The 24,167-nt window shown below is 74.0% G+C and carries 17 protein-coding genes; 9 read left to right on the forward strand and 8 right to left on the reverse strand.

The window, feature by feature from the left end:
* Entirely contained in the window at nucleotides 1-2,181 is a 2,181-nt protein-coding gene (locus tag E4622_RS11740) for an alpha-ketoacid dehydrogenase subunit alpha/beta (RefSeq protein WP_134740356.1), read from the reverse strand.
* Nucleotides 2,182-2,301: 120 nt separating this feature from the next.
* Here E4622_RS11740 and E4622_RS11745 point away from each other — a divergent pair, with 120 nt between their 5' ends.
* Genes E4622_RS11745 through E4622_RS11765 form a run of 5 tightly spaced genes read left to right on the forward strand, consistent with a single transcriptional unit; the run spans nucleotide 2,302 to nucleotide 6,568 of the window.
* Nucleotides 2,302-2,811 carry a VOC family protein gene (locus tag E4622_RS11745; protein ID WP_134740357.1) on the forward strand — a complete coding sequence of 170 codons (510 nt, stop codon included), beginning with the start codon at nucleotides 2,302-2,304 and terminating at the stop codon, nucleotides 2,809-2,811.
* A complete protein-coding gene (locus E4622_RS11750) occupies nucleotides 2,808-3,497 on the forward strand; it encodes a GntR family transcriptional regulator (protein WP_134740358.1) in 690 nt (229 codons plus the stop codon). Before E4622_RS11745 ends, E4622_RS11750 begins: the two co-directional genes overlap by 4 nt.
* Nucleotides 3,494-3,955 carry a (2Fe-2S)-binding protein gene (locus tag E4622_RS11755; RefSeq protein ID WP_134740359.1) on the forward strand — a complete coding sequence of 154 codons (462 nt, stop codon included), beginning with the start codon at nucleotides 3,494-3,496 and terminating at the stop codon, nucleotides 3,953-3,955. Before E4622_RS11750 ends, E4622_RS11755 begins: the two co-directional genes overlap by 4 nt.
* Entirely contained in the window at nucleotides 3,952-5,979 is a 2,028-nt protein-coding gene (locus tag E4622_RS11760; protein WP_134740360.1) for a molybdopterin cofactor-binding domain-containing protein, read from the forward strand. The genes E4622_RS11755 and E4622_RS11760 overlap by 4 nt, the downstream gene beginning before the upstream one ends.
* 19 nt (nucleotides 5,980-5,998) lie before the next feature.
* Complete coding sequence (locus E4622_RS11765; protein WP_134740361.1) at nucleotides 5,999-6,568, forward strand: carboxymuconolactone decarboxylase family protein; 570 nt, start codon at nucleotides 5,999-6,001, stop codon at nucleotides 6,566-6,568.
* 130 nt (nucleotides 6,569-6,698) lie between these two features.
* Here the strand turns inward: E4622_RS11765 and E4622_RS11770 are convergent, their stop codons facing one another.
* Entirely contained in the window at nucleotides 6,699-7,571 is an 873-nt protein-coding gene (locus E4622_RS11770) for a helix-turn-helix transcriptional regulator (RefSeq protein WP_134740362.1), read from the reverse strand.
* Between the two features lie 101 nt (nucleotides 7,572-7,672).
* Between E4622_RS11770 and E4622_RS11775 the strand changes: the two genes are divergently transcribed.
* Entirely contained in the window at nucleotides 7,673-8,560 is an 888-nt protein-coding gene (locus E4622_RS11775; protein ID WP_134740363.1) for an aldo/keto reductase family oxidoreductase, read from the forward strand.
* 65 nt (nucleotides 8,561-8,625) lie between these two features.
* On the opposite strand, the gene E4622_RS11780 is transcribed toward E4622_RS11775, so the two are convergent.
* The 5 genes from E4622_RS11780 to E4622_RS11800 all read right to left on the reverse strand — a co-directional run bounded on the left by E4622_RS11780 (nucleotide 8,626) and on the right by E4622_RS11800 (nucleotide 14,593).
* Complete coding sequence (locus E4622_RS11780; protein WP_134740364.1) at nucleotides 8,626-9,648, reverse strand: LacI family DNA-binding transcriptional regulator; 1,023 nt, start codon at nucleotides 9,646-9,648, stop codon at nucleotides 8,626-8,628.
* Between the two features lie 83 nt (nucleotides 9,649-9,731).
* On the reverse strand, nucleotides 9,732-11,192 hold the full coding sequence (locus E4622_RS11785; protein WP_134740365.1) for an NAD-dependent succinate-semialdehyde dehydrogenase: 1,461 nt from the start codon (nucleotides 11,190-11,192) through the stop codon (nucleotides 9,732-9,734).
* Between the two features lie 98 nt (nucleotides 11,193-11,290).
* On the reverse strand, nucleotides 11,291-12,532 hold the full coding sequence (locus tag E4622_RS11790) for a Xaa-Pro peptidase family protein (RefSeq protein ID WP_134740366.1): 1,242 nt from the start codon (nucleotides 12,530-12,532) through the stop codon (nucleotides 11,291-11,293).
* Nucleotides 12,529-13,479 (reverse strand): NAD(P)-dependent oxidoreductase, encoded by a 951-nt coding sequence (locus tag E4622_RS11795; protein ID WP_134740367.1) that lies wholly within the window; start codon nucleotides 13,477-13,479, stop codon nucleotides 12,529-12,531. Before E4622_RS11795 ends, E4622_RS11790 begins: the two co-directional genes overlap by 4 nt.
* 1 nt (nucleotide 13,480) lies before the next feature.
* Nucleotides 13,481-14,593, reverse strand: coding sequence for an alpha/beta hydrolase (locus E4622_RS11800; protein ID WP_134740368.1), 1,113 nt, complete (start codon nucleotides 14,591-14,593; stop codon nucleotides 13,481-13,483).
* Between the two features lie 181 nt (nucleotides 14,594-14,774).
* Between E4622_RS11800 and E4622_RS11805 the strand changes: the two genes are divergently transcribed.
* Genes E4622_RS11805 through E4622_RS11815 form a run of 3 tightly spaced genes read left to right on the forward strand, consistent with a single transcriptional unit; the run spans nucleotide 14,775 to nucleotide 17,908 of the window.
* Entirely contained in the window at nucleotides 14,775-15,674 is a 900-nt protein-coding gene (locus E4622_RS11805) for an ABC transporter substrate-binding protein (protein WP_134740369.1), read from the forward strand.
* 9 nt (nucleotides 15,675-15,683) lie between these two features.
* Complete coding sequence (locus tag E4622_RS11810; protein ID WP_245155992.1) at nucleotides 15,684-16,856, forward strand: MFS transporter; 1,173 nt, start codon at nucleotides 15,684-15,686, stop codon at nucleotides 16,854-16,856.
* Nucleotides 16,856-17,908: a LacI family DNA-binding transcriptional regulator gene (locus tag E4622_RS11815; protein ID WP_134740370.1), complete on the forward strand. Its 1,053-nt coding sequence runs from the start codon at nucleotides 16,856-16,858 to the stop codon at nucleotides 17,906-17,908. Before E4622_RS11810 ends, E4622_RS11815 begins: the two co-directional genes overlap by 1 nt.
* On the opposite strand, the gene E4622_RS22785 is transcribed toward E4622_RS11815, so the two are convergent.
* Nucleotides 17,901-24,113 carry an Ig-like domain repeat protein gene (locus E4622_RS22785; RefSeq protein WP_167736056.1) on the reverse strand — a complete coding sequence of 2,071 codons (6,213 nt, stop codon included), beginning with the start codon at nucleotides 24,111-24,113 and terminating at the stop codon, nucleotides 17,901-17,903. The two genes, E4622_RS11815 and E4622_RS22785, sit on opposite strands and share 8 nt — an antisense overlap.
* Nucleotides 24,114-24,167 lie beyond the last annotated feature (54 nt).

Genomic DNA, 24,167 nt, shown 5'->3' on the forward strand with positions numbered 1-24,167 from the left:
TCAGTACCCCGCGATCTCGGCGAGGGCGGCGGCGACCTCGTCCTTCTGGGCGATGGCCGCGCGCTCGAGCACCTTGCTGATGCTCGGCGACGCCTCGGCGCCGGTGACCCGCCACACGGGCGCGTCCAGCAGGTCGAAGAACCGGCGGTGGATCTCGTCGGCCAGCCACCCGCCGTAGGACGTGCCGACGGCGCCCTGCTCGGCGATGAGCACCTGGTTGGTCTTGGTGATCGAGGCCTCGATGGTCTCCCAGTCGATGCTCGCGCGGTCGAGCCAGCGCAGGTCGATGACCTCGGCGTCGACCTGGTCCTGCTCGGCGACCGCCTCCATGACGTACGGCGTCATGCCGAGGTAGCTGATCACGGTGAGGTCCGAACCCTCGCGGCGCACCGCGGCCTTGCCGACGGGCAGGCAGTAGTCGTAGTCGTCCACCGGGCCGGGGCCGCTAGAGGTGTAGAGGTCGACGTGCTCGAGCACGACGACGGGGTCCTGACAGCGCAGGGCGGCGTTCATCAGCCCCACGTAGTCGTACGGCGTGGAGGGCGCGACGATCCGCCAGCCCGGCGCCGTCGCGAAGACCCCGGCGGGGTCCATCGAGTGCTGCGAGCCGTAGCCCGTGCCCATCGCGACCTTGCTGCGCAGGACGAGCGGCACCGCGCCGTCGCCGCCGTACATGTGCCGGGCCTTGCCGATCTGGTTGAAGAGCTGGTCGGCGGCGACCCACATGAAGTCGGCGTACATGAACTCCACGACCGGCGTGAAGCGGCCGTCGAGCGCGATGCCGCCGGCCAGGCCGGCGAAGGCGTTCTCGCTGATGGGGGTGCCGAGGATCCGGCCCGGGAAGCGGTCGGGCAGACCGCGGGTGGCGCCGTTGGTGCCGCCGTTGAGGCGGTGCACGTCCTCGCCCATGACGACGACGCCCTCGTCGGTCTCCATGCGGCGCGCCATCACCCCGGCGACGGCGTCGATGAACTTCGTCTCCTGCACCGGTACGGCGTGACCCTGCGGGTCGACCACCGGGGCGTCGTCGAACTCCGAGAGATCGCCCCGCACGCCGACGTCCACCCACGCGGGGTCGGGCCACTCGTCGGGGCGGATCCGGCGCTGGCCGGGCTTGCCGCCGGGCAGCGGCTCGAGCACGACCGAGCCGACCTCCTCGAGGACGGCCTTGGCACGGGTGACCGCCTCCGCGGTCTCCTCGGCGCTCATGATGCCGCGGCGCTGGAGGTGACCGGCGACCTGCGCGAGCGGGTCGCGGGCGCGCCAGGCCTTCTCCTCCTCCTTCTCGCGGTAGCCGAACGCGCTGCCGGCGAAGCCGCCGTTCTGGTGGAAGAAGCGGTAGGTGTCGACCTCGACGACGGTGGGGCCCTTGCCGCTGCGCATGTGCTCGACGGCCTCGGTCATGGCCAGGTGGACCGCGAGCGGGTCCATGCCGTCGACCTTCCAGCTGGCGAGGTTGAAGCCCAGGCCGCGCGCGGACAGCCGCGGCTCGGCGGTGGCCTCGCGGACGTTGGTGGAGACGGCGTACTGGTTGTTCTCGATGAAGAAGCAGACCGGCAGCGCCCAGGCGCCGGCGAGGTTCATGGTCTCCAGGGTCGAGCCGATGTTGACCGCGCCGTCGCCGAAGTAGGTGACCGACACCGCGTCGGTGCCGTCCTGGCGGTGCGACCACGCGAAGCCGGCCGCCTGCGGCACGCCACCGCCCACGATGGCGTTGGTGCCCATCGCACCGGCCGCCTTCCACTGCAGGTGCATCGACCCGCCGCGGCCGTGCGTCCAGCCGCGGTCGAGGCCGCAGATCTCGGCGAGGGTCTTGAGGAGCACGTCACGCACGTCGTCGCTCGGCGCGGCGAGCGGGTCCAGTCCCTCGGGCGCGACGTGGTGCAGCGCCTTCGCGAGGAACTGGTGGTGCCCGCGGTGGGAGCCGTTGACGGAGTCGGCGCTGGTGAGCGCGAGCACCGAGCCGACGGCGCCGCCCTCCTGGCCGATGCTGGAGTGCGCGGGGCCGTGGATCAGCCCGGCGGCGGCCAGGTCGAGCACGTACTGCTCGAAGGTCCGGATCCACACCAGCTGCGCGTACATGGTGCGCAGCAGGGTCGGGTCGGCGGCGTCCCAGTCGTCGGTGGTGGCGACCAGCTCGACCCAGGGGGCGGCGGGGGCCAGGGGAAGGTGCTCGGGCATGACGTACTCCTTTGTCCGTCGCTCACCCTGACACCGATTGGATCCAAAATCCAGACTTCGTCACCCTTTACAGCGGGATTGCCTCCATGGTTGGCTGCTTGGGATCCAGAAGGGGGTCGCATGGCACTGCCCGGACTGCGGCGACTCGACCACGTCGGCTTCACCGTGCCCGACCTCGACGAGGCCCACGCCTTCCTCGTCGACGTGCTGGGCTGCGAGTACCTCTACTCCCTCGGCCCCTTCCAGCACGACGACAGCGACTGGATGGCCGACCACCTCCACGTCCACCCCCGCGCGGTCATGGTCGAGAACCGATGGTTCCGGCTGGGCGACCAGACCCTCCTCGAGGTCTTCCACTACACCTCCCCCGACCAGGCCGACGCGATCCCGCGCAACAGCGACATCGGCGGCCACCACCTCGCGCTGTACGTCGACGACCTGGAGGCCGCCGTCGACCACCTGCGTGCCGCGGGGGTCCGGGTGCTCGCCGGCCCGACCGCCAGCCGCGGACCGGCCGAGGGCAACCGCTGGATCTACTTCCTCGCGCCGTGGGGCATGCAGATGGAGCTGGTGTCCGCGCCGGGCGGCAAGGCCTGGGACCGCGAGCACGCCGGGGAGAATGCCCCATGACCATCGACTCCGGCACCCCGTCCGCGCGCGACACCGTCGACACCGGCGGCGCCGCGAGCGCCCGCGTGGCGGCGTACCTGCGGGCCGCGATCCTCGGCGGCGAGCTGCGGCCGGGCGACCGGATCCGCCAGGAGGACATCGCCGCCCGCCTCGGCGCCAGCCGGCTGCCGGTGCGTGAGGCGCTGCGCATGCTCGAGGCCGAGGGACTCACCGAGCACGAGGCCAACAAGGGCGCGCGCGTGCCGCGGCTGACCCAGCACGAGGTCGAGGTGATCTACCGGATGCGCGAGCGCCTGGAGCCGCTCGCCCTGGTCGAGAGCCTGGGTGCGCTGGCCGAGGTCGACCACGAGCGCCTGGCGGAGGTGCAGCGTCGCATCGAGGAGAACGACGACCTGGACCGCTTCCTCGAGCTCGACCGGGAGTTCCACCTGCTGACCTACTCCGGCTGCACGATCGACCCGCTCAACTCCATGGTCACGCGGCTGTGGAACTCCACCCAGCACTACCGCCGCGCCTACGTCGCCCTCGGCGGGCAGTCCCGCATGTGGGTGGTCAACTCCGAGCACCGCCTCATCCTCGACGCCGTCGTGCGCCGCGACGCCACCGACGCCGAGCGCTTCCTCGGGGGCCACATCCGGCGCACCCGCATCGAGCTCGGGCACCATCCGGAGGTCTTCGCCCCGTGAGCCAGCGCCTCACCGTCAACGGCCGACCGCGCGAGGTCGAGGCCTCCGAGGACACCCCCCTGCTCACCGTCCTGCGCGACGAGCTCGGGCTCGTGGGCTCCCGCTTCGGCTGCGGCCAGGGGCTGTGCGGCGCGTGCTTGGTGCTCCTCGACGGCGTCGCGGTCCCGTCGTGCCAGACGCCGCTCTCGCAGGCCGCCGCCTCCGCGGGGGTCGTGACGGTCGAGGGCCTCTCCGAGGGCGGTACGCCGCACCCGGTGCAGACCGCGCTCCTGGAGGGCCAGGCCGCGCAGTGCGGGTTCTGCATCTCCGGGATCGTCGTGCGCGCCGCCGCCCTGCTCGCCACGAACCCGTCGCCCACGGGTGACGAGGTCGCCGAGGCGCTCGAGCGCAACCTGTGCCGCTGCGGCGTCCAGCGCCGGATCATCGACGCGGTCGTGGCCGCCGGGAGCGCGCCGTGACCTCGTCGGCGGTCGCGACCGTGCCGCTGCACATCACCGGCAACCCGCGCCTCGGCACCTGGCTGTCGGTGGCCGACGGGGTCGTCGTGGTCCACGTCGGCAAGGTCGAGCTCGGGCAGGGGATCCTCACCGCGCTGGCGCAGATCGTCGCCGACGCGCTCGGGCTGCCGGTGGCGGCGCTGCGGATGCGCGCGGCCCACACCGCCGACGGTCCCGACGAGGGGCTCACGGCCGGCAGCCTGTCCGTGCTCCAGGCCGGACCGGCCCTGCGCCACGTGGGCGCGGTCGTGCGCACCCTCACGGGCGGACCCGCCGGCGACCTCACCGACTACGTCGCCAGGATCGCCGCCCTCGACCCCGCCACCGACCTCTGCGAGGTCGCGCCCGCCGCCGCCGGCCCCGCGGTCGCGGTCGGCCTCAGCGAGGACCGCCTCGACCTGCCCGACAAGGTGCTGGGCCGACCCCGCTACCTCGCCGACCTGCGGCCCGAGGGGCTGCTGCACGGCCGGGTCCTGCGCCCGGCCGCCCCCGGCGCCTCGCTGGTGTCGCTCGCGGACCTCGACCTGCCCGGCGTGCAGGTCGTGCGCGACGGGTCGTTCGTCGGCGTCGTCGGCGAGCGCGAGGCCGACGTCGACGTCGCGATCGCCCGGCTCGCCGCCGCGGCCACGTGGAGCGAGGGCCACGAGCTGCCCGACGAGGACGACCTGTCCGCCTGGCTGCGCGCCGGCCCGCACGACGAGATCCCCGTGCTCGACGAGGACGGCCCCTCCGCGCCGGGCCACGTGGCGACGTACTCGAAGCCGTTCCTGGTGCACGCCTCGATCGCGCCGAGCGCCGGGATGGCGCGCTGGACCGACGACGGGCTGCACGTGTGGAGCCACAGCCAGGGCATCCACGGGCTCGGGCTGGCCGTGGCCGCCGCGCTCGGGCTCGAGCCCGACGCCGTGACCGTCGAGCACGTGGAGAACGCCGGCTGCTACGGCCACAACGCCGCCGACGACGCGGCGTTCGACGCCGTGCTGCTCGCGCGCGCCGTGCCTGGTCGCCCGGTGCTGTCGCGGTGGTCGCGGACCGACGAGCTGACCTGGGGGCCGCTCTCGTCCGCGATGACCGCGACCATCGGCGCCGACCTGGTGGACGGGCGCATCAACGGCTGGTCCTACGACGTGTGGAGCCTCGGCCACACCGCTCGGCCGGGATACTCCGGCGCCCCGGGCCTCCTCGCCGGCGCCCACCTGGCCGACCCGGTCACGCTGCCGCCGCCGACCGACCCGCCGCCCGTGGCCGGCGGGGGCACGACCCGCAACGCGATCCCGGGCTACGAGGTCGGCCCGCGCCACATCGCGGGCCACCGCCGCACGAACACGCCGCTGCGCACCTCGGCGATGCGGGCGCTGGGTGCCTACCTCAACGTGTTCGCCATCGAGTCGTTCATGGACGAGCTCGCGCTGGCGGCCGGCGCCGACCCGGTCGACTTCCGGCTCGCCCACCTCGACGACGACCGCGCCGCCCACGTCGTACGGCGTGCGGCCGAGCTGGCCGGGTGGGGCGGGACGCTCCCCGACGACACCGGTCGCGGGCTGGGCTTCGCGCGCTACAAGGACAAGGGCGCCTGGTGCGCCGTCGTCGCGGAGGTCGCGGTCGACCACGCGGTGCACGTGCGGCGGCTGACGGTCGTCGCCGACATCGGGCTGGTCGTCAACCCCGACGGCGCGCGCAACCAGCTCGAGGGCGGCGCCACGCAGGCGACCAGCTGGACCACGACCGAGCGGGTGCGCCTCGACCGGCGCCGGATCACCAGCGACGACTGGGAGACCTACCCGATCCTGCGCTTCGCCGACGCCCCGCTCGTCGAGGTCGAGCTCGTCGAGGGTGACGCGCCCTCGCTCGGCGCCGGCGAGGCCGCGCAGGGCCCCACCGCCGCCGCGATCGCCAACGCCGTGCACGACGCCCTCGGCGTACGCGTGCGCGACCTGCCCCTCACCGCCGACGCCGTCGTCCGGGCCATCGAGGCCGCGGAGTAACGCCCACCCAGGAGAAGTCATGCCCCGGATCAGCTACGTGCCCATGGACCAGATGACCGAGTCGATGCGCGAGGAGATGCGGCGCTGCGCCACGGAGGGCACGCCGCGGCCCGAGAGCTCCGCCGTGCGCGCGCACGCGCCGGAGGTCTTCGACACCTTCAAGTCCTACTGGGAGGCGACGTTCCGCAAGGGCGTCCTCGACCACGCCACCAAGGAGCTCGCGCGGCTCTACATCACCAAGACGACGAACTGCCAGTTCTGCGGCAACCAGCGCTCGACGTCGGCCGGACTGCCGGAGTACGCCGCCGACGACCTGCTCAACTTCGAGTCGTCGCCGGCCTACGACGACCGGCAGAAGGCCGCGCTGGCCTACGCGCAGGCCATCGCCTGGGGCGAGGAGGACCTCGACTCCCTGTGGACGCGCCTGCACGTGCACTTCACCGAGCCCGAGCTCGTCGAGCTCGGCTGCTTCGTCGCCCTCACCTTCGGCCAGCAGAGCTGGATCCGGCTGATCGGCATCGGCCACCAGGAGTACGACGTCGACGGCATCGACGCCAGCACCGGCCTCGCCCCCGGCATCGCCCGCTGACCTCGCTGGTCGAGCAGCGAGCGCCCGTCTCCGTCTCCGGTGGTCGAGCAGCGAGCGCCAGCGAGCGCCCGTCGAGACCCCCCGCACCGGTGCAGGGCCTCAGCCGCTCACACGTGCCCGACGCCCTGCCTCACTCACGGGGTCTCGACGGGCGCTCGTCGCTGGCGCTCCTCACTGCTCGACCACCGGAGGCGGTGAGGGAGCCCAGGAGCGCGAGGCGGTCGGCGGCCTCGGTGCCGGGCTCCGCGTGGTGGACGACGAGGAGCTGGCCGTCGGTGCCCTCGATGGCCAGCTTGGAGAGGAGCAGGGCGAGCTCGCCGACCTGGGGATGGGTCATCCGGACGCTCCTGCTCTGCACCGGCCGGACGTCGTGGCGCGCCCAGGCCCGCCGGAACTCCTCGCTGCCGAGCGACAGCTCGCCCACGAGCCGGACGACGCGGGGGTCGTCGATGTCGTCGCCGATCCGGCCGCGGAAGCCCGCCACCAGGCGGGGCACCATCCGCTCCCAGTCGGGGAAGCGCTCGCGCTCGGCGGGGTCGAGGAAGAGCGAGCGGATCCGGTTCTCACCGACCCGGAGGGCCGGCGAGAGCGCCCGCGCCAGCGAGTTGGTGGCGAGGACGTCGAGGAAGCGCCCCTCGACGTACGCCGGCAGCCCGATGACCTCCAGCAGCTGGGCCGTGACCGTCGGCACGACCTCCTGCCGCGGTCGCCGCGCCCGGGAGCGGGGCCGGGCGGCGCCCAGCCCGAGCAGGTACTCGGTCGCCGTCGGCTCGAGCTGGAGCACGCGCGCGATCGACTCCAGCACCTGGGCCGACGGGTTGCGGTCGCGGCCCTGCTCGAGGCGCAGGTAGTAGTCGGCGCTGATGCCGGCGAGCATCGCGACCTCCTCGCGCCGCAGGCCGGCCACCCGACGTACGCCGTGCACGGGCAGGCCGACGTCCTGGGGCGCCACGAGCTCGCGGCGCGCCCGCAGGTAGTCGCCCAACCGGTTGTCCTGGCTCACTCCTCCACGGTAGCCGCGCGAGCGCGGCGGTCCCTGTCCCTGCCACTCCCAGGATCGGCAGGGGACTGGGTGTCCTTGCGGGCGCGGCGCACAGTGGAGGCATGACCAGCTCCGACACCACCCCCGACACCACGACCCTCCCCGGCGGCACCTACCGGCTCGGCGACCTCACCGTGACCCGCGTGGGCTACGGCGCCATGCAGCTCGCCGGCCCCGGCGTCTTCGGCCCGCCGGCCGACCGCGACGGCGCGATCGCGGTGCTGCGCGAGGTCGTCGACCTCGGCATCACCCACATCGACACCAGCGACTTCTACGGCCCCCACGTCACCAACGAGATCATCCGCGAGGCGCTGCACCCCTACCCCGAGGACCTGCACCTGGTGACCAAGGTCGGCGCCCGGCGCGACGCCGAGGGCGGCTGGCCGCACGCGCGTACGCCGGACGAGCTGCGGCAGGCGGTCCACGACAACCTCACCCACCTCGGCCTCGAGGCCCTCGACGTCGTCAACCTGCGCCTCGGCGGGCTCGACTCCCCCGAGCCGGGCTCGCTCGCCGAGACCTTCGGGACGCTCGCCGAGCTCCGCGAGCAGGGGCTCATCCGGCACCTGGGCCTGAGCACGGTCACCGCCGAGCAGGTCGCCGAGGCGCAGGGGATCGCGCCGGTGGTCTGCGTGCAGAACCGCTACAACGTCGCGCACCGCGAGGACGACCACCTGGTCGACCTCCTGGCCGAGCAGGGCATCGCCTACGTGCCGTACTTCCCCCTCGGCGGCTTCTCCCCGCTGCAGTCCGCGGAGCTCTCCGCGGTCGCCGACCGCCTCGGCGCCACGCCGATGTCGGTCGCGCTGGCCTGGCTGCTGCAGCGCTCGCCCAACATCCTGCTGATCCCCGGCACCTCCTCGGTCGCGCACCTGCGGGAGAACGTCGCCGGCGCCGGGCTCACCCTGACCGCCGACGACCTCGCGGAGCTCGACCGGATCGGCGGTTGAGGAGGTGGCGCGAGCGCGTCGTGGGTTGAGGAGGTTGCGCAGCAACCGTCTCGAAACCGTGTGAGTCAGGCGCCGCGCGGCGCCGCCGTCGACCCGCGCACCACGAGCGTCAGCGGGAAGAGCACCGAGCGCACCTGGCGGTCGGGCTCGGCGATCGACTCGAGCAGCAGCCGCGCGGCCTCGGCGCCGATCTCCTGGTGCGGGATGGCGATCGTGGTCAGCGGCGGGCGCAGCTTGTCGAGGAACGGCATGTCGTTGAAGCCCACGACGCTGACGTCGCCGGGGCAGTCGATGCCCCGCTCGGCGAACACGTCGTAGCAGCCCAGCGCGATCAGGTCGTTGCCCGCGACGACCGCGGTGAACCCGAGGTCCTGGTCGAGCAGCCCGCGCAGCGCGGAGGCACCCTCGGCCTCGCTCCAGTAGCGGCAGGTCGCGACCAGCGCCGGGTCGTCGTCGAGGCCGAGGTCGCGCACCGTGCTGCGGAACGACCGGGCGCGCACGACCCCGGTCGAGGTGTTGGGCGGCCCGGCGAGGTGGGCGATGCGACGGTGCCCGAGCGAGGCGAGGTGACGCACGGCCATCTCCAGCCCGGTGGCGTCGTCCGGGACGATCGAGGGGATCTCCAGCCCGTCGGGTCGGCGGTTGACCATGACCATGCGCACGCCCTGGCGCTGCAGCTGCTCGAGCAGCGGGTGCTCGACGAGCGCGGTCGCGACGATCAGCCCCTCGACCTGGCGCGAGAGCAGCGACTCCACCTGCGCCCGCTCGCGGCCGGGGTCGTTGTCGGTGTTGACGATCAGCCCGCTGAAGCCGGCCGCCTCGAGCACCCGCTCGATGCCGCGCACGATGGGCGGGAACAGCGGGTTGGTCAGGTCCGGGATGACGATGCCGACGGTCGTGGACTTGGCCGTCTTGAGGCCGCGGGCGATCGGGTTGGGGCGGTAGCCGAGGGTCTCGGCCACCTTCATCACCCGCTGCGCCGTCACCGCGTTGACCAGTCCCCGCGTCGCGGGGTTGAGGGCTCGCGACGCCGTGGCGGCGTGGACACCGGCGGCCTCGGCGACATCACGGAGCGTCGGAGTCTGCACAGCGGCATCCTAGGCGTCCGGTCGCCGCTCGCTGGAGCCCCATGAACACCCGGCACCGCTCCGCGAGTGGCGACGGCGCGCGCCTACCAGGTGACGGCGACGTACTTGGACTCCAGGTAGTCGAGCATCCCCTCGTGGCCGCCCTCGCGGCCCACGCCGGACTGCTTGGTGCCGCCGAACGGCGCGGCCGGGTCGGAGACCAGCCCGCGGTTGAGGCCGACCATGCCGGAGTCGAGCGCCTCGCTGACGCGCATGCCGCGGGCGAGGTCGGAGGTGTAGACGTAGGAGACCAGGCCGAACTCGGTGTCGTTGGCCATCCGCACCGCGTCGGCCTCGTCGGTGAACGTCACCACCGGGGCGACCGGGCCGAAGATCTCCTCGCCCAGGATGCCCGCCGTGCGCGGGACGTCGAGCAGGACCGTCGGCTCGTAGTAGTAGCCCGCGCGGTCCGGCCGTCCCCCACCGAGGACGACGCGGGCGCCCTCGGCGACGGCGCCGTCGACGAGCTCGGCGACCTTGGCGACGCTCTCCTCGTTGACCAGCGGGCCGACCTCGGTCTCGTCGGCGGTGCCCGGGCCCACGCGGAGCGCGCCCATCCGCTCGGCGAGGCGGCGGCTGAACTCGTCGGCGACGTCGGCGTGGACGTAGAAGCGGTTGGCGGCCGTGCAGGCCTCACCGGCGTTGCGCATCTTGGCGATCATCGCCCCGTCCACGGCGGCGTCGAGGTCGGCGTCGTCGAGCACCAGGAACGGCGCGTTGCCGCCCAGCTCCATCGAGCAGTTGATGACCTGGTCCGCGGCCTCGCGCAGCAGGACGCGGCCGACCTCGGTGGAGCCGGTGAACGACAGCTTGCGCACGCGCGGGTCGTGGAGCATCGCCGAGACCACGGCGCCGGAGCGGCGGGCGGGGAGCACGTTGACGACGCCCGCCGGGACGCCGGCGTCCTCGAGGATCTTGGCCATCAGCAGCGCCGTGAGCGGGGTGTCGCTGGCGGGCTTGAGGACGACGGTGCACCCGGCGGCGAGCGCGGGGCCGATCTTGCGCGTGGCCATGGCGGCCGGGAAGTTCCACGGCGTGACCAGCACGCAGATCCCGACCGGCTGCTGCAGCACCACGATCCGGTTGGCACCCGACGGCGCGGTCATCACCGAGCCGGAGGCGCGCACGGCCTCCTCGGCGTACCAGCGGAAGAACTCGGCGGCGTAGGCCACCTCGCCCCGGGCGTCGGTGAGCGCCTTGCCGTTCTCGAGCGAGATCAGGTGGGCGAGCTCGTCGGAGCGCTCGCGCATCAGCTCGAACGCCTTGCGGAGGATCTCCGAGCGCTCGCGCGGCGCGGTCGCGGCCCAGGCGTCGGCCGCGGCGGCGGCGGCGTCGACGGCCGCGATCGCGTCGTCCACCGAGCCGTCGGCCACCGAGGCGATGACCTCGCCGGTGGCCGGGTCGTGGACGTCGAAGCGGCTGCCGTCGGAGGCCGGCACCTGCGCGCCGCCGACGCAGAGGTCGAGCGGCAGGTCGGGGATCTGGTCGAGGCTGAAGTCACCCATGGGAGCGGGCCTTTCGAGAGAGGTGGTCGGTGCGGTTGCGGGGTCTCGACGGGCGCTCGTCGCTCGCGCTCCTCGCTGCTCGACCACCGGAGGACGGGTCAGTAGGGGTTGGTGACGACGAGCTCCTGCGACGGGAAGAGCGTGAGGATCTTGGGGCCGTCCTCGGTGATGACGATCTCCTCCTCGATGCGGGCGGCGGAGTAGCCGTCGCTCGCGGGGCAGTAGGTCTCCAGCGCGAAGACCATGCCGACCTGGAGCTCCACCGGCTCCTTCATGGAGTTGAGCCGCGAGATGATCGGCCGCTCGTGCAGCCCGAGCCCGAGCCCGTGGGCGAACTGGAGCCCGAACGCCTCCATCTCGCTGCCGAAGCCGAACTCCTCGGCCTTCGGGAGCAGGGCGGCGACCTCGTCGGTGCCGACGCCGGCCTTGATGCCGTCGATGCCGCGGTCCATCCACTCGCGCGCCCTCGTGTAGGCGTCGCGCTGCGCGGGCGTGGACGAGCCCACCGCGAAGGTGCGGTAGTAGCAGGTCCGGTAGCCGTTGAACGAGTGGATGATGTCGAAGAAGGCCTGGTCGCCGGGGCGGATGATCCGGTCGGTGAAGTTGTGCGGGTGCGGGTTGCAGCGCTCGCCGGAGATGGCGTTGACGGCCTCGACCTGGTCGGAGCCCAGCTCGTAGAGCCGCTTGTTGGCCAGCGCCACGATCTCGTTCTCGCGCACGCCGGGCTTGAGGGCCTCGAAGATGTCCTGGTAGACGCCGTCGACCATGGCCGCGGCCTGGTTGAGCAGGATGATCTCGTCCTGGCTCTTGATGCAGCGCGCGTCCAGCATCAGCTGCTGGGCGTCGACCACGGTCAGGCCCTGGCGCTGCATCTCGAACAGGAACGGCGGCTCGACGATGTCCATGCCGATCGGCAGGTCGGCCACGCCGGCCTCGACGAGCAGCGACTTGATCTCGGCGACCGCGGTCTCCATGAGCCCGACCGAGGGCGCCACCGCACCGCGGAAGCCGAGGAAGCCGGCCCGGTAGTTCTCCTCCGGGACCCACTGGGAGTGCAGCTTGTGGTGCTTGACCGCCGACCCGAAGTCCCACAGGACCGGGTCCTTCCCGCGCGCCAGCAGGGCGTAGCGGATCATCTTGTCGCCCAGCGCCCCGCCGATCCAGGTCTGGGTCGTGTAGCGGATGTTGTAGAAGTCGAAGAGCAGGAAGGCCCCGCACTCGCTGGACTCCAGGGCCTGCTTGGCCCGGTCCAGCCGGTAGGAGCGCAGCCGGTCGAAGTCGACGCGCGACTCGTAGTCGACCCCCATGTGGCCGGGGGCCGGCAGGGGGATGCCGCTCATCCGCCGAGCCCGTCGTCGACCGCCACGTCCTCGGACTTCAGGGTGATGCCGGAGGCGTGGGCCTGCTGGTCGAGCAGGATCGCGAAGTCCTCGGTCACCCGGCCGCTGCTCACGGTGGCCTGGACGGCGGCGGCCGTGGCGGCGCAGACCGGCATCGGCACGTCGAGATCGTGCGCGGCCTCGAAGCCGAGGTCGAAGTCCTTGCGCAGCAGGATCGGCGTGAACGTCGGGGTGTAGTCGAGGTTGACGAAGGCCGGCGTCTTGTAGCGCGTGAACACCGAGCCCATGACGGAGTTGTTGAGGAACTCCAGGAACGCCGCCCGCGGCATCCCGCCCTTCTCGGCCAGCACGGTGATCTCGGCCAGGCACTGGGTGACGACGCCGAGCATCAGGTTGTGGGCGATCTTGGCCAGGCGCGCGACGTCGCCCTCGCCGACGTACGTCGCTCCCTTGCCGAGGTGGTCGAGCAGGGGGGCCACGCGCTGGTAGGTCTCCTCGGGACCGGAGACGACCAGGCTCAGGCCGCCGGCCGTGACCACCTTGCCGTTGCCGCTGACGGGCGAGGCGAGGAAGGCCACGCCGCGCTCGGCGCAGGCCGCGCGCATCGCCGCGGAGGAGGCCACGTCGACGGTGGAGGTGTCGACGACGACGCCGGGCACGTGGTCGGGGTCGGCCAGCAGGCCGCCCTCGCCGACCAGCACCTGCTCGAGGTCGGCGGGCGTGGAGACCATGGTGAACACGACGTCGAGGCCGCGCAGGTCGGCGATGGTGTCGGCGACGTGGCAGCCCACGTCGGTGAGCGCCTCGGCCTTGGCCCGCGTGCGGTTCCACACCGTGACGTCCTCGCCGGCACGGGCCAGGCGGCTCGCCATGGCGGCGCCCATCCGGCCGGCGCCGATCCAGCCGATCTTGAGGGAGCCGGTCTCGGGTGCGGTGGTGGTGTCCATGTCAGCCTGCCTTCGTGGTGTGCGGTGCGGGTACGTCGTGCGGTGCGGCCGGTCCTGCGTTGAGTCGTGCGGCCAGCCAGTCGGCGGTGCGGGGCCGGTGCCACGGCGCGACGTTCGCGCAGCCGTGGTTGCCCTCCTCGAGCATCAGGAGCTCGACCGGTCCGGAGACGGCGTCGCGCAGCCGGACGGCGTTCTCCCAGGGGATCAGCCGGTCCTGGCGCCCGAAGACGATCAGGAGCGGGGCGACGATGTCGGCGGCGACGTCGGCCAGCCCCAGGGTGGTGGCGATCCGGCGCGCCTGATCGTCGTCCGACGCGCCGGACCGCAGCTGGAAGGTGGCGCGGGTGAGCTCGGGCAGCCCGTCCCAGTACTCACCGAAGTTGAAGGGGCCGGCGAGGGCCACGCAGGCGCGGACGCGCTCGCCGAGGGCGGCGGCGACGCGGGGCGCGTAGTAGCCACCGAGGCTGACGCCCCAGACGCCGAGCCGCGCGCGGTCGAGCGAGGTCTCACCGCCGACGAAGTCCCAGACCGCCTCGGCCACGGGCGACCAGTCGCCGCGGATCGGGAGGTCGTACTCCGCCTCGCCCTGACCGGGGCCGTCGAGGCTGAGCGTCGCCAGGCCGCGGGCGAGGAAGGTGTCCTCGGTGGAGCGCAGCTCCTCCTTGGCGGAGTCGAGGCCCGAGCACATCAGCACGACCGGGTGCGGGCCCTCGCCGTGCGGCAGGCGGAGGACGCCGACGAGGTGGGTGCCCTCGAAGGGCAGCTCGACGCGGCGGCCGGGCGGGTCGAGGTGGGGCAGGGCGGCGTCCAGGCAGGCGACGGCCCGCTCGTGGGCGGCGCGCATCTGCGCGACGTCCTGGACGAAGACGAACTTGGCGAAGTGGTGGTAGACCGCCGCCTGCGCCAGGTGCTCGCCGGCCGAGCGGTCGCGGCCCTCGGCCAGGGCGTCGCGCCCGAGCGCCTCGTGCTCGGCGCCCATCGCGACCCACGCGGAGCACCAGTCCGACCAGCTCTCGACGCCGGAGGTGACCCGCTCGAAGTCGGCGACGGTGACGCCGTTGACGGTGAACCGCGGACCCCAGTGCGCCACGGCGGAGCTCACGAGGGCGTCCATGGTCACTCCTTCGTCGGTGGGAGTCCGAGTAATGCAATCGAGTGCAGCCTTCAGGATGCAGGGACCGCTGTCAAGCCGCGGAGGGTCGCGTCCTGCCCGCTCGGACAGGCGGTCTACGATTGCTGCAATCGACTGCATGATCGACTACCGTGCTCATGTCCGCCATCGTTGAGGAGACCCCGTGCAGACCATCGTCGCCGGATCGTTCACCCCGTCGGTGCTGCTCGACGTGGCCGCCTCCACGGGCCGGCTGGAGGCCCACGGCCTGGCCGTCACCGAGGTGCCCGTGACGTCCTCCCCCGGTCAGTTCCGCTCGCTGCTCGACGGCGAGCTCGACATCGCGCTGACCAGTCCCGACAACGTCCTGGCCTACCGCTTCAGCCCCCACAACCCGCTCGGTGAGCTCGCCGACGTCCGCATCGTCGGGGCCGTCGACCGCGGCATGGGCCTGGGCCTCTACGCCCGGCCCGGGATGAGCGCGGAGGACCTGCGCGGCGCGTCGGTCGGCGTCGACGTGCCGACCTCCGGCTTCGCGCTCGCGATGTACGCGCTCGCCGAGTCGGTCGGCGTCGGGCGCGACGAGTACGAGCTGGTCGCCCTCGGCTCCACGCCGCGGCGCCTCGAGGCGCTGCTGGCCGGCACGTGCGCGGCCACCATGCTCAACGCCGGCAACGAGCTCGTCGGCGAGGCCGCCGGCTGCGAGCTGCTGGCCACCGCCAGCGACGTGTGCGCGCCCTACCTCGGGACCGTCGTGGCGATCGCCGGAGACACACACCTGACCAGCGCGCGGGCGCTCACCGCTGCGCTGACCGAGACGTCGGCGCAGCTCCTCGACGGCGGGCTCACCGAGGTCGCCGCCGAGGCTGCGGCCCGACGGCTCGACCTCGACGACACCCTCGCGCTGCGCTACGTCGAGCGGATGCGCAGCCCCAGCGACGGCCTGGTCCGCGACGGCGAGGTCGACCCGCAGGCGCTGGCGACGCTGGTGCGGCTGCGCACGACGTACCTGCCGGAGGTCGTCGACGGCGTGGACGTCCTCGAGGCGGCCCTGCTGCCGGAGTCGGGTCTTGTGCAGCGCTAGCGACCGGGCGTGACCGCCCCGGGCGGGACGACGCGTCCGATCCGGCTGCTCCAGGTCACGGCGTTCGTCAGCACGCTGGACCGCTTCGCCATGCCGCCGATGCTGGTGGCGATCGCGCACGACCTCGACGTCCCGCTGGGCGTGGTCGTCCAGGCGGCCGGCGCCTACTTCCTCGTCTACGGGCTCAGCCAGCCCGTCTGGGGCATGGTCTCCGACCGGCTCGGGCGGGTGCGCACCATGCGCCTGACCCTGCTGCTCGCCGGCCTGTGCGCCATCGGGTCGGCGCTGTCCCCCACCCTGCTCGTGCTGGCGCTCGCGCGCGGGCTGGCGGGCGGGTTCTTCGGGGCGGCGTACCCCTCGAGCCTGATCTACATCGGGGACACCGTGCCCGCGGCGGTCCGTCAGCGCGACATCGCGCGGCTCATGGTCGGCGTGGCCGTCGGCACGGCCCTGGCCTCCGTCGGCTCCGGCGTCCTGGCCCACCTGGTCTCGTGGCGCCTCGCCTTCGTCGTGACCGGCGGCTCCGCGGTGCTGCTCGCCTGGGCGCTGCGTCGTCTGCCGGAGCCCGACCTCGTCCCCCGGACGGGCTCGCTGCTCGCGCCGCTACGACGCATCGGGCGCTCCCAAGTCACCCTGCTGGTGCTGCTCTTCGCGTTCACCGAGGGCGTCGTCCTGCTCGGCGTCCTCACGCTGATGCCGCCCGCCGCCGAGCACACCGGCGCCACCGCGGCCGTGGCCGGCGCCGCCACCGGGGTCTACGGCATCTCGGTGGTCGTGTGCGCGCAGGTCGTCGGGCGGCTCTCGCAGCGCTGGCACCCCACGCGGCTGATCGCCCTGGGCGGCGCAGCCGCGGTGCTCACCTCGGCGCTGCTGGCCGTCTCGCAGGAGCCGGCCATGACCGTCGCCGGCGCCTGCGTGCTCGGGCTGGCCTGGACCGCCATGCACTCCTCGCTCCAGACCTGGGCCACGGAGGTGCTGCCCGGCGAGCGGGCCACGGTCGTGTCGTTCTTCGCCGGGTCGCTGTTCGTCGGCAGCGCGATCGCGGCGGTGCTCGTCGCCGGCCTGGCCGACGCGGGCCGCTACTCGGTGATCTTCGGCGCCGGCGCGGTCCTCGCCGTGCCGCTCGCGCTGGGGGCGGCGTACGCGCGCAGCCGCTGGCACCGTCCGACGGAGAGCGCCTGATGGCCGCGGGTCCCCACGGGACGCCCACCCTGCGCGACGTGGCCGAGGGCGCGGGTGTCCACGCGGCGACCGCCTCGCGAGCGCTCAACCCCGCCACCCGGGGGCTGGTCAACGCCGAGACCGCGCGGCGCGTGATGAAGGTGGCCGAGACCCTGGGCTACCGGCCCAACCCGATGGCGCGCGGGCTCAAGACCGCCAAGTCGGGCACCATCGGGCTGGTCATCCCCGACCTCACGAACCCGTTCTTCCCGCCCGTGGTGCGCGGCATCGAGGAGGTGCTCGAGCCCGCGGGCTACAGCGGCCTGATCGTCAACACCGACAACGACCTGCTCCGCGAGCGGACCCAGGTGGACCTGCTGCGCTCGCGGCAGGTGGAGGGCCTCATCGTGGCCACGGCCCTCGTCGACCACCCGCTGCTCGAGCAGCTGCACCGCGAGCGGGTGCCGATGGTGATGGTCAACCGACGCCCGCACGGCTTCGACGTACCGTCCACCGTGCCCGACGACGCCGCCGGCGTCGCGCTGGCGGTCGAGCACCTGGCGGGCCTCGGGCACACCCGGATCGCGCACCTCGCCGGCCCGACGACCACCTCGACCGGTGGGGTGCGGGCCCGCGCCTTCCGCAACGCCGTGCGCGACCTGGGGCTGGACGACGACCCGCGGCTCACAGTGGTCTGCCACCGGTGGAGCGAGGACGCCGGCGCGGAGGGGCTGCGCACGCTCCTCGACGGCGACGCGGAGTTCACCGCGGTCGTCGCGGCCAACGACCTGATCGCGCTGGGCTGCTACGACGTGCTGTCCGAGCGCGACATCTCGTGCCCCGACGACCTGTCGGTGGTGGGCTTCAACGGGATGCCCTTCCTCGACAAGCTCGGCCCGCCGCTGACGACGATCGCCATCCCCCACCAGCAGATCGGCGCCGAGGCCGCCCGCCTCCTCCTCGACGCCATCGCCGACCCGACCCGCTCCGCCCGCTCCGTCCTGCTCCCCGTGACCCTGGTCGTGCGCGAGTCGACCGCGCCGCCCCGGCGGTGTGCAGGGGCGGTCAGGTGACCTTCAGGACGAGGGGCTTGGTGGTCGCGGCCGCGACGGTCGCGGAGCCGGCGTAGGTGACCACGAGGCGGTGGGTGCCCTTGGCCAGCCGCGGCAGGACGACGGTGACGACGCCGTTGCGCAGCGTGCCTCGGCCGAGGACCTTGGCCCCCTCCTTGACGACCACGGCGCCGGTCGGCACCAAGCCCACGGCGACCGCGGTGACCTTGACCGACCCGCGGGCCTTGGCCTTGATCTTCGCCGAGGCGAGCTTGCCGGTCAGGGTGACCGGGGCTTTGGTGACGGTGAGCCGCCGCGACGGCGAGGCGGAGCCGGTGAGGCGCTCCGAGCCGACGTACGTCGCCGTCAGGGTGTGCGAGCCCACGGCCAGCGTCGCCGCGAGCGGGAGGCGGGCCGTGCCGCCCACCAGGTCGGCCGTCGCGAGCAGCGTGGCGCCGTCGTAGAGCTCGACCCGGCCGGTAGCGGGGCTCGGCCCGGCGACGGTGACGACGGCGGTGCTCGCGCGGCCGTAGGCCCGGGTCGCCGGAGTGAGGGTCAGGGCGGTGGTCGTGGCCTGCGCGACGACGGTGAACGTCGCCTGGACGGTGCGCGCCTCGGTCAGCTCCACCCGGCAGGGCTCGGTGCCGGAGCAGCCGGACCCGGACCAGCCGGTGAAGACCGAGCCGGCGTCGGGCGTCGCCGTGAGCGTCACGACGGCGTCGGAGGGCAGTGTCTGCACGCACGTCGTGCCGCAGCTGAGGCCGGCGGGGTCGCCGGTGACGGTGCCGGAGCCGCTGCCGGCGCGGGTCACCGTGAGCGCGTGCCGCGGCAGCGGGTCGAACGTCGCCGTGACCTCGCGGTCGCCGTCCATCGCGAGCTCGCAGGTCGTGCCGGTGACGTCGGCGCAGTCGCCGCCCCAGCCGGCGAATGCCGAGCCGGCGTCGGGGACGGCAGTGAGCGTCACCGTGGCGCCCTGGGCGAGGTCGCCGGCGCAGTCGCTGCCGCAGTCGATCCCGTCGGGCTCGGAGCGGACCACGCCGGAGCCGGCGCCGAGGCGCTCGACGCCGAGGTGTCGCGGCATCAGGTCGAAGGTCGCCGTCGTCGCGCGGGCGTCGTCCATCGTCAGCGTGCATGAGGTCGACGTGCCGGTGCAGGCGCCGTCCCAGCCGACGAACGTCGACCCGTCGCCCGCTGACGCGGTGAGGGTCACCAGGTCGCCGGCGCCGACCAGGGCCGAGCAGGTCTCCCCGCAGGCGATGCCACCCACGTCGGAGGTGACCGTGCCGGTGCCGGAGCCGGCCCGGGCGACGTCGAGCGCGTAGGGGTCGTGGCGGTAGACCGCCGTGAGCGTCTCGTCGCCGTCCACGGTGAAGGAGCAGCTCCTGCCCTGACCGGCGCAGGCGCCCTCCCAGCGGACGAAGTGGTGGTACGGCAGGGGGTTGGCTGCGATCCCGGCCACGGTCCCGTGCTCGAGGGACGCCGTGCAGGTCGCCTGCGAGCAGCGCAGCGGGGTGAGCGTGGAGGTGGTGGACCCGCCGCCGTCGTTGACGACGGTGACGTCGCGCCGTACGCCGCGGAAGCGGGCCGTGACGGTGGTGGCCGCGTTCATGGTCAGCGTGCAGACCGCGCCCTGACCGCTGCAGGCGCCCGCCCAGCTGTCGAAGGCGGTGTCGGGGCCGGGGGTGGCGACGACGGTCGCCTTCTCGCCCTGCCGGAAGGTGAACGGGCAGCTGCCCGACGCGCACGTCGCCCCGGTGGCCGGGACGGTGACGGAGCCCGTCGCTGTCCCGGTGCCGGCGCGCTGCACGACCGTGGTGAGGGTGCGCTGGATCGGCTCGAAGACGGCGACCGCCTGGTGGTCGCGCTCGAACATGCTCAGGTGGCAGTCCCCGGCGGCGACCTGGCCGGTGCACGTGGCCCAGCGGACGAACTGCATCCCGGTGTCGGCGCGGGGCGTGAGCGTGACGTTGTCGTCCGCGCGGTAGGGGAAGGACGCCACGCAGGTTCCGGCGCAGTCGAAGGCCGGCGTCGTCCCGAACCGCACGTAGCCGGAGCCGCTGCCGCCCTCCGTCGAGCCGGTCAGCGTGATCCGGTGGTAGGTGAACGACGCCTGGACGACCGTCGGCGCGAAGCCGACCAGCACCTCGCAGCGACCGGTCATGTCGGCGTCGGGGTTGGTGCACGACCCGGCGCTCCACTTGGTGAACGTGGAGGTGGCGGCGGGCGTGGCGGTGAGCGTGACCGTCGTACCGATCTCGAAGCTGGCCTCGCAGTCGAGGCAGTCGGTGATCCCGGCCGGGCTGCTCGCGACGGTGCCGTCGCCGGTGTCGTAGGCGTCCGAGCCGGCGTGGACGAGTCCGGTCTGGAGGCGGAACGTCGCCCGGGCCGTCGTGTCCTGGTCGAGCCGCACGCGGCACCGGTCGCCGGAGACGTCCAGGCAGGCGTCGCCGTCCCAGCCGTCGAACTCGGTGTGCGCGCCGGAGTGCGCCGTGAGCCAGACGAGGGTGCCGGAGCGCAGGGCCGCGGTGCAGGAGTCGCCGACGGCGCAGTCGATGCCGCCGACGTCGGAGGTCACCGAGCCGTGGCCGTCGCCGCGGGGCTCGACGGTGAGCGTGGGCCTGGGCAGGGCCGTGAACGTGGCCGTCACCTCGAGGGGGACGCCCGAGTCGTCCACGTCGCGCGTGGCGCCGAGCTGGCAGCTGTCCGGACCGGTGCAGTCGCCGGACCAGCCCGCGAAGGTGGAGTCCTCGTCGGGGGTGGCGCTCAGGCTGAGGTCCTCGTCGATCCCGACCTCGGTCTCGCAGACCGCGCCCGCGCAGGTCAGGCCGACAGGCGTCGACGCGACCGTGCCGCCGCCCGTCCCGGCCGAGGTGACCGTGACGGGCCGGGTGTGGCGGGTGAAGACCGCGCGCGCTGCGACGGCGTCGCCGGGCGTCAGCGTGCAGGCGGTGGCGGTGCCGGAGCAGGCGCCCTCCCAGTGGTCGAAGCGGACGCTGGCGTTGAAGGCGGCGTGCGCGTCGAGCCTGACGGACTCGCCCGGCGACAGGTCGCGGCTGCAGTCGCCGGAGCCCTCGGCCCCGCAGGAGATGCCGCCGCTGACGCCGTCGAAGACGCTCCCGCGGTCGGCGCCGGTGCCGGCCACCGTGACCGCCACCGAGGGGGTCGTGGTGAAGGAGGCGGCCACGGAGCGCTCGCCGCCGGCGACGACCGTGCACGGGCCGGTGCCGGCGTTGGCGCACGGCGCGGACCAGCCGGCGAAGGTGGAGCCGGCCTCCGGGGTGGCCGTGAGGACCACCGACGCGCCGGCCGGGTACGTCGCCGCACAGACCGCGCCGCAGTCGATCCCGGACGGGGCGCTGGTCACGACGCCGGCGCCGCCGCCGGTCGTCGCGACGCGGACGGTGTTGAGCTCGAAGTGCGCGGTGGCGGACGCGGCCTCGGAGAGCTGCACGGTGCAGACCGTCGCGGTGGTCTCGCAGGCGCCGGTCCAGCGCACGAACCGGGAGTCGGCCGCTCGCGGGACCGCCGTCAGCGCGACGCTGGTGAACCGGTCGTAGTCGGTGGCGCACACGTCGCCGCAGTCGAGGTCGGTCCCGTCGACGCCGGTGACGTCGCCGGTGACCACGCCGCCACCGGTGCCGGCGGTCGCCACCTCGAGGTGGCGGACGTTGCGGGTGAACTCCGCCGTGACGTGGCGGGCCTGGTCCATGGTGACGCGGCACTGGTCGGTGCCGGCGCAGGCGCCGCTCCACCCGGTGAACCGCGCGTTGCCGGCCGGGTCGGCCTGGACCAGCACGGACACGCCGTGCGGGAGGTCGGCCGCGCAGACGTCGCCGCAGTCGAGGGTGATGTCCTCGGGGAACGGCCCGACCTGCACGAGCTCGCTGGAGACCGTGCCACCACCCGTGCCGGTGCGGGCCAGGGTGAGCCGGTGGCGCTTCAGCATGAAGATCGGCGACACGGCCTGCGAGCGGTCCAGCGTGAGCGTGCAGGTGGCGCCGCTGCCGGCGCACGCGCCGGTCCAGCCGTCGAGGACCGAGGTGGACGCGTCCGGGGTCGCGGTGAGCGCGACCCGCGTGCCGTCGTAGACGTCGGTCTGGCAGAAGTCGGCGCAGTCCAGGCCCGGCAGGTCGGTGGTGACCCCGCCGGCGCCGGAGCCCTCGGAGCCGGGGACGGTCAGCCGGTGGCGAGGCACCAGCGTGAAGGTGGCCCGCACGGCGCGCGCCTCGTCGAGGGAGACGGTGCAGTCACCGGTGCCGGAGCAGGCGCCCGACCAGCCGGTGAAGGTGCTGTCGTGCGACGGCGTGCCGCTGAGGCCCGCGGCGTGCAGCGTCACGGTCGAGAACTGCTCGAGCGCGAACCAGCGGTCGACGCAGCCGTCGGCGCAGGCGATGCCCGGGGTGTCGCTGGTGACCAGGCCGCCGCCGGTGCCGTCCTTGGCGACGTCGAGGCGCCGGGAGCTCTTCGTGAAGCTGGCGATCACGGTGTGCGAGCCGTCCATGGTGATCGTGCAGGTCTCGGACGACTCGGTGCAGGGGTAGGTCCACCACTGGCCGGTCGAGCCGACGGCGGCGTGGCGGGTCAGGACGACCTCGGTGCCGTCGGGGTGCCGGCCCGAGCAGTCGGTGGTCGCGCAGGGCTTCCCGTCCACCGTGCCGGTGACGGTCCCGGCGCCGGCGCCGCGGGTGCCGACGGTCAGTACGTTGCGCCGGTAGCCGGCGTAGACGTGGACGGCCCGGTCGGTCAGCGTGACGGTGCAGAGGCCCAGGCCGGTGCAGGTGCCGCGGCCGTCGCGCCAGCCGCGGAAGACCGAGGAGGCGTCGGGGGTCTGGCGCAGCGTCACCGCGGTGCCGGTGTCGACGTCGGTGCAGCCGGGCCCGCAGGGGAAGCCGGCCGGGGAGGTCGTGATCTCGCCGCCGCCGTCGCCGTCGGTCGACCAGGTGAGGCGACGGAGCTGGTGGAAGGTCGCGGTGACGCTGTGCCGCTGGTCCATGGTGACCGCGCAGGTGAGTTCGAGGCCCGCGCAGGTGCCGCCGCGCCAGCCGGCGAAGCGCTGGTTCGCGCCCGGTACGGCGGTCAGGGTCACCGACGCGCCGGTGTCGTACGTCGCGACGCAGGTCGTCGCGGCGGTGCCGCAGTCGACCCGCCCGTCACCGCTAGTGACCCGGCCGGAGCCGGTGCCGTCGGTCGCCACGGTCAGGCGTCGGCTGGCCACGGGCGTGATGCTGAGGAACGGCGTGTAGCCCGAGGTGTTGACCGCGAGGCGGGGCGTGGTGCCGGCCGACGTACGGCCGGGCACGACGTAGCTGGAGCCGCCACCGCCGCCGCCGTAGGTGCCCAGGAAGGAGCCACCCTGTCCGCCGCCGAACCAGCCGCCGCCGCCGCCGCCGCCGAACTGGTCACCCTCGGAGACCGAGCCGCCGTTGCGGTAGAGCGCGCTGGCGCCGGTGCCGGTCGGGGCCCAGCCGAGGTAGGTGCCGCCGCCCGCTCCCGAGGCGCCGCCGGCGCCGCCACCGTGCAGGCCGCCGGCGCCGCCGCCGTTGCTGCCGGTCGAGCAGCCGCCGAAGATCGGGTAGCAGTGCCGCGTCGCGCCGCCAGGGCTGCCGGCGTCGCCGCCAGGGCCGCCGTTGCCGCCGGGGGACCTGGACCCGCCGCCACCACCGCCGCCGGCGACGGCCAGCACGGCGTCGCCGTTGACCGCCGTGCCGGAGCTGCCGCAGCTGGCGTTGTCGGTGGACAGCCAGGTCGCGCCGCCGCCCCCGCCGCCGTAGTCGATCGCGTTGAACTGGCCGTAGCCCTTGTGGGAGTCGCCGCCGGCGCCGCCGCGGTGCCGGGCGCCGCCGCCGACCTGCTCGCGGCCGGTCCCGCCGGCCGCGCCGGGCACGACCACGTAGAGGTACTCCCCCGGTTGGACGTCCAGGCGCGCGGTGACGTCGCCGCCTCGGCCACCGGAGTTGCCGGTGCCGCCTCCGGCGAACCCGGCGCCGCCGACGAGCTGGACGTCGATCTGGCCGACCTGGTCCGGGACGACGTAGACCTGGCAGGTGTCCGCGGGGCCGAACTCGGTGGCAGCGGGGGCTGCGGCGGTGGCCGCGGCTGCCGGTGCCGTCACCGGTGCGGCCTGGGCGGGGGCAGCCGTCACGGAGAGGACCGACCCGGCGAGCGCGACGACGGCGAGCGTCGCCAGGCGACGACCCCCGCGCCGGTAGAGCGTGCGTCGTCCCATGACCGTGCCCCCATGTCTGCGACCCGGACGGGCCGAGGAACGGTAACGCCGCGA

Source organism: Nocardioides sp. 503, from assembly GCF_004522095.1.
In the GTDB taxonomy this organism is placed as follows: domain Bacteria; phylum Actinomycetota; class Actinomycetes; order Propionibacteriales; family Nocardioidaceae; genus Nocardioides.

Coding starts and splice junctions, on each gene's coding strand:
- E4622_RS11795 (WP_134740367.1), bottom strand. CDS start 13,479: ATGGACACCACCACCGCACCCGAGACCGGCTCCCTCAAGATCGGCTGG.
- E4622_RS11790 (WP_134740366.1), bottom strand. CDS start 12,532: ATGAGCGGCATCCCCCTGCCGGCCCCCGGCCACATGGGGGTCGACTAC.
- E4622_RS11815 (WP_134740370.1), top strand. CDS start 16,856: ATGGCCGCGGGTCCCCACGGGACGCCCACCCTGCGCGACGTGGCCGAG.
- E4622_RS11775 (WP_134740363.1), top strand. CDS start 7,673: ATGACCAGCTCCGACACCACCCCCGACACCACGACCCTCCCCGGCGGC.
- E4622_RS11765 (WP_134740361.1), top strand. CDS start 5,999: ATGCCCCGGATCAGCTACGTGCCCATGGACCAGATGACCGAGTCGATG.
- E4622_RS22785 (WP_167736056.1), bottom strand. CDS start 24,113: ATGGGACGACGCACGCTCTACCGGCGCGGGGGTCGTCGCCTGGCGACG.
- E4622_RS11785 (WP_134740365.1), bottom strand. CDS start 11,192: ATGGGTGACTTCAGCCTCGACCAGATCCCCGACCTGCCGCTCGACCTC.
- E4622_RS11740 (WP_134740356.1), bottom strand. CDS start 2,181: ATGCCCGAGCACCTTCCCCTGGCCCCCGCCGCCCCCTGGGTCGAGCTG.
- E4622_RS11750 (WP_134740358.1), top strand. CDS start 2,808: ATGACCATCGACTCCGGCACCCCGTCCGCGCGCGACACCGTCGACACC.
- E4622_RS11745 (WP_134740357.1), top strand. CDS start 2,302: ATGGCACTGCCCGGACTGCGGCGACTCGACCACGTCGGCTTCACCGTG.
- E4622_RS11800 (WP_134740368.1), bottom strand. CDS start 14,593: ATGGACGCCCTCGTGAGCTCCGCCGTGGCGCACTGGGGTCCGCGGTTC.